Here is a 12708-nt window from a genome sequence, read left to right as displayed (position 1 = left end):
TATGGTAGCATTAACGTTAACGATTATATTCGCACTAATTGTAGTTACATTTATCGCATTAACAATTAAAATTATTCCTCAGCAAAAAGTTGGGGTCATTGAAAGATTTGGTAAGTTTCAACGTATTATGCACCCAGGATTAAATATTTTAATCCCGATTGTAGATCGCGTTCGTGTATATCATGACTTACGTATTCAACAAACGAATGTACCACCACAAAAAGTAATTACGAAAGATAATGTACAAGTAGAAATTGATACAATTATTTTCTATCAAATTGTTGAACCAGAACTTGCGACATATGGTATTTCTAACTATGAATATGGTGTTCGTAATATTACTTCTGCAACGATGCGTCAAATTATTGGTAAAATGGAACTTGATGAAACATTATCTGGTCGTGAAAAAATTTCAACAGAAATTCGCTTAGCGCTTGATGAAGCAACAGAAAAATGGGGCGTTCGTATTGAACGTGTTGAAGTAGTGGATATTAACCCGCCAAAAGATGTGCAAGCATCGATGGAAAAACAAATGAAAGCAGAACGTAATAAACGTGCGATTATTTTAGAGGCTGAAGCTGCAAAACAAGATAAAGTCCTTCGTGCTGAAGGGGAAAAGCAAAGTAAAATTTTAATGGCTGAAGGGGATAAAGAAGCACGTATTCGAGAAGCTGAAGGTTTAAAAGAAGCAAAAGAATTAGAAGCGCAAGGGGAAGCAAGAGCGATTGAGGAAATCGCAAAAGCAGAACAAAACCGAATTGAATTACTTCGTGCAGCAGATTTAGATGAACGCGTACTTGCTTATAAATCATTTGAATCATTGATTGAGGTTGCGAAAGGACCAGCAAATAAAGTCTTTATTCCGTCTAATGCAATTGAGACACTTGGTACTCTTGGTGCAATTGGGGAAATTTTTAAAGAAAAACAAGCGAAGAAATTACCTTCGTCAGATACAGAAAAATAATTATAAGAGTGAGAAAGAGAAATGGGGTACCATTTCTCTTTTTTGTACGTATATTAAGAAAAGCTTGTACATATCCATGTATAAAGAAGGTGATACAGTGAAAAAGTATACAACTCGTATACATGGGAAAAAACTAGTTTCGTTACTCTTTTTATATGCACTAATAGTAATTATTATTGCGTCGATTTTGACGTCACTTTTACATACAATGAAATCGAATTATGCGAATCAATGGTTTGGAAAAGTATCTATGCAAGGTTTTGTTCAAATGATAGAAAGTGAGAATCGCTATTACGGATTTGATTATTTTAAGCAAAATAAACGAGAATCGGTTGGGAATTTAATGTTCTCTATTGCGACAGATTTGAAAATTAAAGACTTAAGAACATTTGTCGGTAAAGAAGTACCTGGTATGTCAAAATATTATTCTAACATTATCGTAGCTGGGGAAGGGACAAACTTTACGAATATCCCCAATGAATCTAGTGTACCAATAGAAGAAATAACGAAAGATCGAGAAGTAGCAAAAGACAAAGTTACAGAAGCGGAAAAGAATAATCCGGTACAGAAAAAGAATGGAACGCAAAAAGGTGAAAGTGAAGTATATATTTACCATACACACAGCTGGGAATCCTTCTTTCCATTATTACCAGGGGCAACTGATCCATCTAGCCCAGATGTAAATGTATCTTTACTAGGGAAACGTATGAAAGAGCAACTTGAAGGACAAGGAATTCCGGTAATTCATGATAAAACGAATATGGGTGATTTATTAGCGAGTAAAAAATGGAAATGGCCGCAATCATATAAAGCGTCTCATGAATATGTAAAAGAAGCATTAGCACAAAATAATAAAATTGCGTTTCCGATTGATATACACCGTGACGATCAGCGGAAGAAGGTAACAACAAAAGTAATTAACGGGAAATCGTATGCAAGATTATATTTTATAATTGGGATGGAAAATGAAGGCCGTGCTGAAAATGAAAAAATTGCAAGAGCAATCAATAGTTATTTAGATGAAAACTATTACGGATTAAGTAGAGGGATTTTTCCGAAGTATAAAAAAGATGGAAATGGGTTTTATAACCAAGATTTATCTAAAAATGCGATGTTAATTGAAGTTGGTGGTGTTGATAATACGTTAGATGAATTATATAACACGATTGATGTGTTAACGGAAGCGTTTAGTAAGTATTATTGGAATAATGCAGAGAAAGTGAATGGGTGAGGGGCGGGGGACCGCTCCTTTTTCATGTTTTTTAAAAAAATAATAAGATTTCATAATGTGAAATTAAGGGGAACTTGAACAAATTAAAATTGGTATAATGATTGAAAATTCAGTCATCTAGTGAAGTTTCTAAACTTTTTAGTATATTATTATGTGAAATTGGAGGGGAAAGAATGGCAATTAGAACAGGGGAACAGTATATTGAAGGATTAAGAAAAAGAAATCCTGAAATTTGGATTGGTGGGAGAAGAGTAACGGATGTAGTAAATGAAGATGTTTTTCGCGAACCTATTTTACAAATTGCTAACTTATATGATATGCAGCACAATCCAGAATATCAGAATAAGATTACTCATATATGCGAAGAGACAGGAGAAAGGGTTTCAAATGCATTTTTAGTACCCAAAAATTATGAGGACTTAAAAGCACGCCGTGAATTATTTGAAGTGTGGGCAAAAGCTACCTTTGGTTTAATGGGAAGAACACCTGACTTTTTAAATGTAACAGTTACTTCAATGGCAAGTAATTCATGGTTTTTTGAGAAATTCAATTCAGAATGGGGAAAGAATATAAAAAATTATTATAAGCATATACGGGATAATGATTTGTTTTTAACACATGCGATTATTAATCCGCAAAATGATCGGAGTAAGGCTTCTCATCAACAAGAAGATGAAACGATGCATTTAGGTGTAGTAAGTGAAACAGCGGAAGGAATGTATGTAAGTGGTGCTAAAATGTTAGCGACACTTGCTCCGATTACAGACGAAGTAATTATATATTCTTATCCGAGTTTTAAACCAGGTGATGAACGTCATGCAATCTCTTTTGCAGTTCCAATTGATGCACCAGGACTAAGAATTCTTTGTCGTGAGCCAATGCAAGATGGAAAACGCTCTTTATTTGATCATCCACTTGCATCAAGGTTTGAGGAAATGGATGCATTACTAGTATTTCATAATGTGTTTATCCCATGGGATAAAGTATTTATTTATCAAAATATAGAAGCTGGGAATCAATTGTATCCTAAAACGGGAATTGGTCATCAACCAGCGCATCAATCTGGGGTAAGAGGATTAGTTAAGCTTTCTTTCGCTGCTGAAGTAGCTATGAAATTAGCAGATTCGATAGGAGTAGATGGATTTTTGAATGTACAAAACCAGTTAGCAGAGCTTATGCAAGATGTAGAAACGATACGTGCACTCTTACAAGTAGCTGAGTATGAATATGAAACAAATCCATATGGAGAAGTTATTCCTGCAAGGTTACCACTTGATACAATACGCAGTTTATTACCTAAAATGTATCCGCGTGCAATTGAGATTATTCAAACCATTGGTGCTGGTGGATTATTAATGTCACCGACAGGTGCAGACTTTATGAATCCCGAAATTCAAGACGATATGGAAAAATACTATATTGGGCGTGAAGGAGTATCTTCTGAGGAACGAGTTCGTTTATTTAAATTAGCATGGGATTTATGTGGAGAAGCTTTTGGACAGCGATTATTACAATATGAGCGTTATTATTCTGGAGATCCAGTGCGTAAAATGGGAATGTTTTATAATGCGTACAAAAAACAACAAACGTTTTCCCTAGTAAACAATGCGTTGCAATCGAGTTCATCAGAAGGTGCTTTGAGCTAAATGAAAATGTTTACGCTTACATTTTTATTTAGAAAAGGAAGGAGCAACAGATAATAACAAGAATTTTACTGTTAGGATGTAAATCTTCTTATATTTTTTAAAAACATCTAAAACTAGAGAACTGTAACTGGAATAGGGGAGGTAAATGATTTGATCGCTTCTATCAGTAAAATTTGTAAAATTCTAAATTGTTTTACGAGTGATGAACCTGTACTAGGAAATTCTGAAATAGCGGAAAAATTAAAGATGAATGCTAGTACAGTTCACCATCTTGTTCGTACGTTATGTGCAGAAGGAATGCTCATTCAAGATGAGCAAAGAAAATATAGATTAGGTTGGAAATTGTTAGAGTGGGGAAATCAAGTCATGTTTCAGCAAGAGATTTATAGTGGAGCAATTCCGCTGGTTGAAGAACTGGTAAGAAATTTTAGTGGTACTGTACATATCGGTATGTTTGATCGAGGTGATGTTGTATTTATTTTGAAGGTTTCATCGAAGGAGTCCGTTCAAATTTCAACACATGTTGGATCAAGAGAACCTGCATATTGTACAAGTACAGGGAAAGTACTGCTTTCATTTAATTCATCTTCCTTAGAATATACTTCAGAAAAAGGGCTTTTACCGCGAGCGCCTAATACAATTACTTGCGAAAAACAATTCCAGACAGAGTTACAGAAGATTCGTAAGCAAGGCTATTCAATTAGTGATAATGAAAATGAACATGGAATGTATGGGATTGCAGCTCCTATTCGATCTTATACCGGGAGAACTATTGCGGCGCTGAATATTGTTGGACCTATATCGTATATGCAGGGAAGTAATCGTGAAATCATAATTCAAAGTGTGATGAATACGGCGAATTTGATCTCGAAGGAATTTGGCTATTTGGAAATTTAACTCTAGAAGAAGAGAGCTGAGAATTATTTATATACATGAGCAGTGTATACCTGAATTAACGAAATCCATTGTCTCAATAGGTGCTTTTGATGGTGTACATAAAGGCCATCAAGCTGTTATTAAAAATGCGGTTGAGAAGGCAAAGGAATTAAAGATAACAAATGTTGTGTATACATTTGATCCACCACCACGCTCTTATTTTCAAGGAGCGCAAATATTAACACCCGTTGAAGAGAAGGTGAAACGTCTTCAAAATCTCGGTGTTGAACATGTGGTTGTAATACGGTTTGATGAGTCATATATAACAAAAAGTGCGAGTTGTTTTGTTCAAGATTTAAAAAGGTTAAATCCTGTAGACATTTATATTGGTCAAGATTTTAGGTTCGGAAAAAATCGAGAAGGTAATATAGGGCTGCTAAGAGAACACTTCAATATTTCTATAGTGAAAGATGTTTGCTGTGAAGAAGGTGAGCGAATATCTTCAACGAGAATTAGAAATTATGTATGTCATGGAGAGTTGCAAAAGTCTAGCTCTTTACTCGGTTGGTCTTTTAAAACGATATAAATAGAAGGAATAAAGAGGAGGAAACAATATGTCTAAAACATTGCAATCTTTTAATTTACTAAAATGGATTGATGAGAATAAGGAGTTATTGAAGCCGCCAGTAAATAACAAAGTTATTTGGCAAGATTCGGAATTTATTGCCATGATATTAGGGGGTCCAAATAGAAGACGTGATTTCCACGTAGATCCCTCAGATGAATTTTTCTATCAAATTAAAGGTGAATGTTATGTGGAATGTATTACAGAGGAAGGTAAGCGGGAAGTCGTCACAGTAAAAGAAGGGGATGTATTTATGCTGCCGGCTATGGTACCACATTCACCACATCGCGTTGCTAACACATTTGGGCTAGTAATTGAAAGAAAACGTAGCCAAGGAGAACTTGAGGATTTCGTTTGGTTCTGTGACGAGTGCAATCATGAAATGCATCGTGTACGTGTTCAATTAAATGATATTGAAAAACAAGTAAAAGAAGCAATTCATAGTTTTAATTCAAATAAGGAAATTCGAGCATGTAAAAACTGTGGTTACATTATGCCAGAAGAAGTGGAGGAATGGAAGTGCGAATAGATTTTCATACACATATTATTCCTGAAACTTTTCCAGATTTTGAAGAGAAGTTTGGTGGCGGTCGCTGGCCAATATTAAATCGGACTTGTACATGTGGTGCAAGTATTATGGTCGGAGGGAAAAATTTTCGTGATGTGACAGACCAAGTATGGTGCCCTAAGAAAAGAATTGAAGATATGGATCGTGAAGGTGTAGATATTCAAGTTTTATCGCCAATCCCTGTTACATTTTCGTATTGGGCAAAACCAGAGGAAGCCGAAAGTATGGCACGTATTCAAAATGATTTTATTGCAGAAACAGTTTCAGCACATCCAGATCGTTTTGTAGGGTTAGGAACGGTTCCGATGCAAGATGGAGAAACTGCAATTCGTGAAATGGAACGTTGCATAACGGAATTAAATTTACATGGTATTGAAATTGGCACAAACGTAAATGGTAAAAATTTAGATGACCCATCGTTTATTGAATTCTTTCGAATGGCTGAAAAGTGGCAAGTTCCAATTTTTATCCATCCGTGGGAAACGTTAGGACGCGATAGAATGCCACACCATAATTTTATGTATACAGTCGGTATGCCAAGTGAAACGGCGCTTGCAGCAGCTACACTTATATGTAGTGGAATAATGGAAAAGTTTCCACGGTTAAAAGTTTGTTTTGCGCATGGCGGCGGATCTTTTCCATATATTTTGCCAAGATTAGATCAAGGCTGGAAAGTATGGCCTCATTTACGTTTGACTACACACCCTCCTAGTTATTACGCAAAGAAATTTTATTTTGACTCTTTAAATTATGATCCTATGAATTTGAAATATATGATTGAAAGATTTGGGCATGAAAAGATTTTTATGGGTTCGGATTATCCATTTTTATTGCGAGAAATTGATCCGGGTAGAGTGATTGATGAAACATCTGGTTTATCCGGGGAACAAAAAGCAGCAATGCTTGGAGGAAATGCAGCAGAATTTTTAAATATTGATATAAAAAAACGAGGTGTAGCATATGCAGAGAGTACAAACACCTGAGGATAAATTAAGAGAGTTGGGAATTATACTACCAGCTATTCGCCCAGCGGTTGGAAATTATGTTAGTTGTGTAAAAGTAGGTAACTTATTATTTACTGCTGGACAAGGTGTAGATGAGTATCACGGGAAATTAGGAAAGGATATATCGATTGATGATGGATATAAAGCAGCGAGACAATCCATGTTGAATTTATTAAGTGTTGTAAGAAATGAACTAGGTGATTTAAATAAGGTGAAACGAGTTGTAAAGCTGCTTGGCTTTGTAAATAGTACGGAGGATTTTATCAATCAGCCAAAAGTAATGAACGGGGCATCTGATGTATTAGTAGAGATTTTTGGAGAAAAAGGAAAACACGCTCGCTCTGCAGTCGGTATGGCTCAATTACCTAATAACACAACAATTGAAATTGAGATGGTTTTAGAAATTGAGGAGTAGGAGGTAAAGAAGGTGAACAAAGAATTATTAGCTGACAAAATGAAAGTAAAAGATGCGAAATTGTTTATTGATGGACAATATGTGGATTCCATATGTGGTGAAACGTTTGATACGTTCAATCCAGCGACGAATAGAAAGTTAGCTTCTGTAGCGAAGGCAAATGAAGAGGATACAAAAAGAGCAATTGATGTGGCAGAACGAACATTTAAAAGTGGGATTTGGAGTAAAATGCCTGTTGAAGAACGATCGGATATTTTATGCAAAATGTCGGATTTAATTATGGAGAGAGTAGATGAATTAGCGTATATAGAAACTCTTGATGTTGGAAAACCAATTAAGGAAAGTAAAGGATTCGATATACCACGTGCGGCTCATAACTTTCGCTTCTTTGCTGAAATGGCTAAATATTTGGTACATGAACATTATGACAAACATAATTTTATGTCATATGCAAAGTACGCTCCAGCGGGAGTGACTAGTTTAATCATTCCTTGGAATTTACCATTTATGCAAATGACGTGGAAAGCATCAGCGGCACTTGCTTCTGGTAATACAGTTGTTGTTAAACCAGCCTCTTATACGCCTTTAAGTGCAGTTATGCTCGGCGAAATTGCAAATGATGCGGGATTACCTCCAGGTGTACTTAATATTATTACAGGTCCAGGGAGTACTGTTGGGACACAAATGACTACACATCCAGCTGTAAGAAGAATTTCATTTGTTGGAGAAAGTAATACAGGAAAAACAATTATGCGTAATGCAGCAGAGAATTTAATCCCTGTTTCATTAGAATTGGGAGGTAAATCAGCAAATATCGTATTTGAAGATGCGGATTTAGATGAAGCGGTACAAGGCTCGATTGAAGCTATATATCGGAACCAAGGAGAAATTTGTTTAGCTGGTTCGAGATTACTTGTGCAAGAAAGTGTATATGAACAGTTTTTAGAAAAATTTGTAGCAGCTGTACAAAGAATAAAAGTTGGAAACCCTCTTTCTGAAGAGACAGATATGGGAGCACTAGTATCAAAATCTCATTTAGAAACGGTTGATCGCTATGTAGAAATAGGAATTTCGGAAGGTGCAAAATTAGCCTATGGTGGAAAAAGAGTTAAGAGTTTAGTAGAAGGGAATTTTTATGAACCTACTATTCTATATGATGTTGATAATAGTATGCGTGTAGCGCAAGAAGAGATATTTGGTCCAGTTCTAGTTGTTATTCCATTTAAAACGGAAGAGGATGCAATTCGCATTGCGAATGATTCCATTTATGGACTAGCTGGAGTTGTTTGGACCAATGATCTTAGAAGAGCGCAACGAGTGGTTTCACAAATTGATTCAGGCTTACTATGGATTAATTGTTGGTATGTTCGGGACTTACGTACTCCATTTGGAGGTTCGAAGGCAAGCGGGATTGGTCGAGAAGGTGGACGTCATAGTTTTGAATTTTATACGGAAGCTAAGACAGTAACGATGAAATTATAAAGGTGATGTTTAAACTTAAAGTACAAAGAACTCCCATCTAATATTTATGGAAATAAAGTAGATAGATGGGGGTTAGTTACAATGTGAATATTTAGGGATATATAAATTTAAAAATGAGGTGAGAGCAATTGTTAATTAAAGAATTAGCCGATGAACTAGTACAAGCTGAAAATTCACGTGTAGGGATACTTCCTTTTACTGAGAGATATGATAATTTATCTGTTGAGGATGCTTATAATATTCAACTTGAAGTTGTAGGGAGAAAGTTAGAGAGTGGACGTAGCATAATTGGCAAGAAAGTTGGTCTTACAAGCGTTGCAATGCAACAAATGCTTGGGGTAAATGAGCCGGATTATGGACATTTACTAGATGATATGAAGATAGAAAGTGGTAGTGAAGTTTCAATGAGTTCCTTTGTATCTCCGAAAATAGAAGCAGAAATAGGATTTGTGCTAGAGCAAGATTTAAATGGGCCTAATATTACATACATTGATGTACTGATGGCAACAAAGTATGTTGTACCTACACTTGAAATAATTGATAGTCGCATTGCTGATTGGAAAATTAAGCTGGCTGATACAGTAGCGGATAATGGCTCGTCAGCGAAGGTTGTAATTGGTAATACATTTTCTAGCATCGATAAAGTAGATTTACGTACAACTGGAATGACGCTTTATAAAAATAATAGTTTAATTGCAACGGGTGCTGGCGCGGCTGCATTAGGCCATCCAGCACAAGCTATTGCTTGGTTAGCTAATAAGCTTTATGAATTTAATATTGGATTGAAAGCAGGGGAACTAATTTTACCTGGCGCATTATCTGGTGCTGTTTCAGTTCAAAGTGAAGACAACATTCGAGCTGATTTCGGTTTACTTGGATCGGTTTCTGTAACATTTATATAGATTAAAGCGTTGAAAAAAGGGGGGATAAATGTGGAGAAAGTAAAGGTGGCTATAATCGGATCGGGTAATATTGGCACGGATTTAATGTATAAATTAAGAAAAAGTGAAGTTATAGAGCTAAATGCCATGATTGGAATAGATTCAAAATCGGATGGTTTAAAGCGAGCAAAAGAAGCAGGATACGAGGTTTTTGATAATGGTATACAAGCAATAATTGATAATCCAAGTTTAGCTGATATTGTATTTGATGCAACTTCAGCTAAAGCACATAGTTATCATGCAAAAGTATTAGGAGAGCTTGGGAAAATAGTAATTGACTTAACTCCGGCTGCATGCGGACCGTTCGTTTGTCCTGCTATCCGAAATAATGATTTTGTAGATAAGCAAAACGTTAATATGATTACGTGCGGAGGACAAGCAACGATTCCGATTGTTCATGCGATTAATGAAGTGGCAAATGTTACATATGCAGAGATAGTTGCAACTATTTCAAGTTTAAGTGCAGGTCCAGGTACAAGGGCAAATATTGATGAATTTACAATTACGACGAGGCGTGGAATTGAAGAGATTGGCGGAGCAGATTATGGGAAAGCACTTATTATATTAAATCCTGCGGAGCCTCCTATTTTAATGAGGGATACAGTATATTGTGAAGTTAAATATATGGATGAGGATTCTATTCGTGAAGCAATTCATAAGATGGTTGAAGTAGTTAGGGCATACGTTCCAGGTTATTCTCTAAAACAAGAGCCGATGTTTGATGAGAATCGTGTGACTGTATTTTTAGAGGTTGAAGGAGCTGGAGACTACTTTCCTCCTTATGCTGGCAATTTAGATATTATGACGGCAGCGGCATTAAAAGTAGGTGAAGAATTTGCAATGCGGATCATTTCAGAGAAGAAAAGAGGTGTAATGAATGAGGCGAAATAGTGAAATACCAGTGAAAATAACGGAAGTTTGTTTACGTGATGGAAGCCATGTAATGAAACATCAATTTACAGAAGAACAAGTTCGATCTGTAACTAGAGCATTAGATGAGGCCGGTATGCATTATATTGAAGTGAGTCATGGAGATGGTTTAGGAGGCTCCACATTACAATATGGAAAGTCATTAGTTAATGAAATGAAGTTGATTGAAGCAGCGGTAGATGAGTGTAAGCAAGCTAAAGTAGCTGTTTTGTTAATTCCTGGTATTGGAACGATCCATGAATTAAAGCAAGCTGCAAATATTGGTGCGAAACTTGTTCGTGTAGCGACGCATGTAACAGAAGCAGATGTTTCAGCACAGCATATTCAATTTGCGCGTGAGTTAGGTATGGAAGCGTGTGGCTTTTTAATGATGGCACACTCTGCACCGGTTGAAAAGTTAGTAGAACAAGCAAAGCTTATGGAGGCCTATGGTGCTGAGGCGATTTATGTAACGGATTCAGCGGGTGCTTTATTGCCTCACGAAGTACGTGAACGTATTCGAGCATTACGTCAATCTTTAAATGTCGAAATTGGTTTCCATGGTCATAATAATCTTTCTGTTGCAGTAGCGAATACAGTGGTGGCAATTGAAGAAGGTGCGACACGTATTGATGGAAGCGTGCGGTGCCTTGGCGCTGGAGCTGGAAATGCCCAAACAGAGGTATTACTAGCTGTTTTAGATCGTATGGGATATAAGCTAGATATAGATTTATATAAGATGATGGACTTAGCTGAGGATGTTGTTGCACCTTTATTGCCAGCACCGCAAGAAATTCAAAAAGGAAGTCTTGTAATGGGATATGCTGGTGTATATTCGAGCTTTTTATTACATGCTGAAAGAGCGGCAAAGCGTTTTGGTGTAGACGCCCGTGATATTTTAATAGAACTTGGGAAAAGAAAAGTAGTTGGTGGACAAGAGGATATGATTTTAGATGTCGCGGCAGAATTAGCAAAGATAAAAATGGGGGTGTAAAAGATGGCTTTAGTAAAAGGAGCAGATATAGAAATTGTTGACTATTTACTTCAGGCTGAAAAAGATAGAAAAGAAGTAGTGAAAGTAACAGATAAGCATCCGGATTTAACGGTGGATGACGCATATAGATTGCAAAAATGTTTAATTGAACAAAAAATGAACGAAGGTTCTAAAAGAGTTGGGGTAAAACTTGGATTAACAAGTAAGGCAAAACAACAAATGATGGGTATTGATGAAGCGATATACGGATATTTGTTGGAAGATATGTTAGCGTTCGAATGGGAGCCATTACAATACGAAACATTGATTCATCCAAAAGTAGAACCAGAGATTGCCTTTTTAATGGATGAGGATTTACAAGGGACGAATGTGACAGCTGAGGATGTATTAAAGGCAACGAAATATGTCGCGCCAGCTTTAGAGATTATTGATAGTAGGTATTTAAATTTCAAATTTACATTACCTGACGTAATAGCAGATAATTGTTCATCTTCAAAATTTTTGTTAGGAAGTAAGTGGATTGATGTTAAAGATATAGATTTAGCTAATGTAGGGATGGTTATGTCGAAGAATGGTAAGATTGCTACAACTGGAACGGGGGCAGCTGTACTGGGACATCCAGCAGAGGCGATTGCTTGGGCGGTAAACAAACTTGGTTTACAAAATGAAGGGTTAAAGAAAGGTGATATTGTATTAAGTGGAGCATTATCAGAAGCGATTGCTTTCAAAGCAGGAGATTCTATTATTGCACAATTTGATGATTTAGGAAGTATAGCGATGTTTTGTGAATAAAAAGTAAAGCGAGAGATAAAAATGCCCATTATACAAATTCAAATAATAGAAGGTAGAAAGAAGGAGCAAATTCAAAATCTAATATTTGATGTTACAGAGGCGGTTGCAAAAAACTTAGATGTAGATGTTGAAAGAGTGCGTGTGCTGGTGAATGAAATCCCGAGTTCGCATTGGGGAGTAGGAGGAAAGTCTAAAGCTAGTTTAAAAGAAAGTTAGTTAGTAATAAAAGCAATTTTCATTCTTTTATGAATGGGGATTGCT

At 36.2% G+C, this 12708-nt stretch carries 14 protein-coding genes; all 14 read left to right on the top strand.

Features of this window, described 5'->3' with window-relative positions; all coding sequences use genetic code 11:
* Position 1: 1 nt before the first annotated feature.
* A complete protein-coding gene (locus tag COC96_RS02600; RefSeq protein WP_098267636.1) occupies positions 2 to 964 on the top strand; it encodes an SPFH domain-containing protein in 963 nt (320 codons plus the stop codon).
* Positions 965 to 1061: 97 nt separating this feature from the next.
* Positions 1062 to 2195: a stage II sporulation protein P gene (gene spoIIP / locus COC96_RS02595; protein WP_306475329.1), complete on the top strand. Its 1134-nt coding sequence runs from the start codon at positions 1062 to 1064 to the stop codon at positions 2193 to 2195.
* Positions 2196 to 2368: 173 nt separating this feature from the next.
* Entirely contained in the window at positions 2369 to 3841 is a 1473-nt protein-coding gene (locus tag COC96_RS02590) for a 4-hydroxyphenylacetate 3-hydroxylase family protein (RefSeq protein WP_098768244.1), read from the top strand.
* Positions 3842 to 3991: 150 nt separating this feature from the next.
* Entirely contained in the window at positions 3992 to 4738 is a 747-nt protein-coding gene (locus COC96_RS02585; RefSeq protein WP_098267633.1) for an IclR family transcriptional regulator, read from the top strand.
* Between the two features lie 16 nt (positions 4739 to 4754).
* Complete coding sequence (locus COC96_RS02580) at positions 4755 to 5303, top strand: FAD synthetase family protein (protein ID WP_098267783.1); 549 nt, start codon at positions 4755 to 4757, stop codon at positions 5301 to 5303.
* Between the two features lie 28 nt (positions 5304 to 5331).
* On the top strand, positions 5332 to 5871 hold the full coding sequence (nbaC, locus tag COC96_RS02575; RefSeq protein ID WP_016088202.1) for a 3-hydroxyanthranilate 3,4-dioxygenase: 540 nt from the start codon (positions 5332 to 5334) through the stop codon (positions 5869 to 5871).
* The gene (locus COC96_RS02570; RefSeq protein WP_098267632.1) at positions 5856 to 6893 is read left to right on the top strand and encodes an amidohydrolase family protein; all 1038 of its coding nucleotides are present in this window, start codon (positions 5856 to 5858) and stop codon (positions 6891 to 6893) included. Before nbaC ends, COC96_RS02570 begins: the two co-directional genes overlap by 16 nt.
* Positions 6871 to 7329 (top strand): RidA family protein, encoded by a 459-nt coding sequence (locus COC96_RS02565; RefSeq protein WP_098267631.1) that lies wholly within the window; start codon positions 6871 to 6873, stop codon positions 7327 to 7329. The genes COC96_RS02570 and COC96_RS02565 overlap by 23 nt, the downstream gene beginning before the upstream one ends.
* A 12-nt stretch (positions 7330 to 7341) precedes the next feature.
* Entirely contained in the window at positions 7342 to 8811 is a 1470-nt protein-coding gene (locus COC96_RS02560) for an aldehyde dehydrogenase (protein ID WP_098267630.1), read from the top strand.
* Positions 8812 to 8939: 128 nt separating this feature from the next.
* On the top strand, positions 8940 to 9713 hold the full coding sequence (locus tag COC96_RS02555) for a 2-keto-4-pentenoate hydratase (protein ID WP_071745488.1): 774 nt from the start codon (positions 8940 to 8942) through the stop codon (positions 9711 to 9713).
* A gap of 30 nt (positions 9714 to 9743) precedes the next feature.
* Positions 9744 to 10643, top strand: coding sequence for an acetaldehyde dehydrogenase (acetylating) (locus COC96_RS02550; protein WP_098267629.1), 900 nt, complete (start codon positions 9744 to 9746; stop codon positions 10641 to 10643).
* Positions 10630 to 11655: a 4-hydroxy-2-oxovalerate aldolase gene (gene dmpG, locus COC96_RS02545; RefSeq protein ID WP_098267628.1), complete on the top strand. Its 1026-nt coding sequence runs from the start codon at positions 10630 to 10632 to the stop codon at positions 11653 to 11655. Before COC96_RS02550 ends, dmpG begins: the two co-directional genes overlap by 14 nt.
* Positions 11656 to 11658: 3 nt before the next feature.
* Complete coding sequence (locus tag COC96_RS02540; RefSeq protein ID WP_097905840.1) at positions 11659 to 12447, top strand: 2-keto-4-pentenoate hydratase; 789 nt, start codon at positions 11659 to 11661, stop codon at positions 12445 to 12447.
* Between the two features lie 15 nt (positions 12448 to 12462).
* The gene (locus COC96_RS02535; protein WP_255287971.1) at positions 12463 to 12663 is read left to right on the top strand and encodes a 4-oxalocrotonate tautomerase; all 201 of its coding nucleotides are present in this window, start codon (positions 12463 to 12465) and stop codon (positions 12661 to 12663) included.
* Positions 12664 to 12708: the final 45 nt, after the last annotated feature.

It is taken from the genome of Bacillus cereus, assembly GCF_002577405.1.
Taxonomy (GTDB): Bacteria; Bacillota; Bacilli; order Bacillales; family Bacillaceae_G; genus Bacillus_A; species Bacillus_A cereus_AU.
This window is presented reverse-complemented; position numbering and strand designations above follow the sequence as displayed.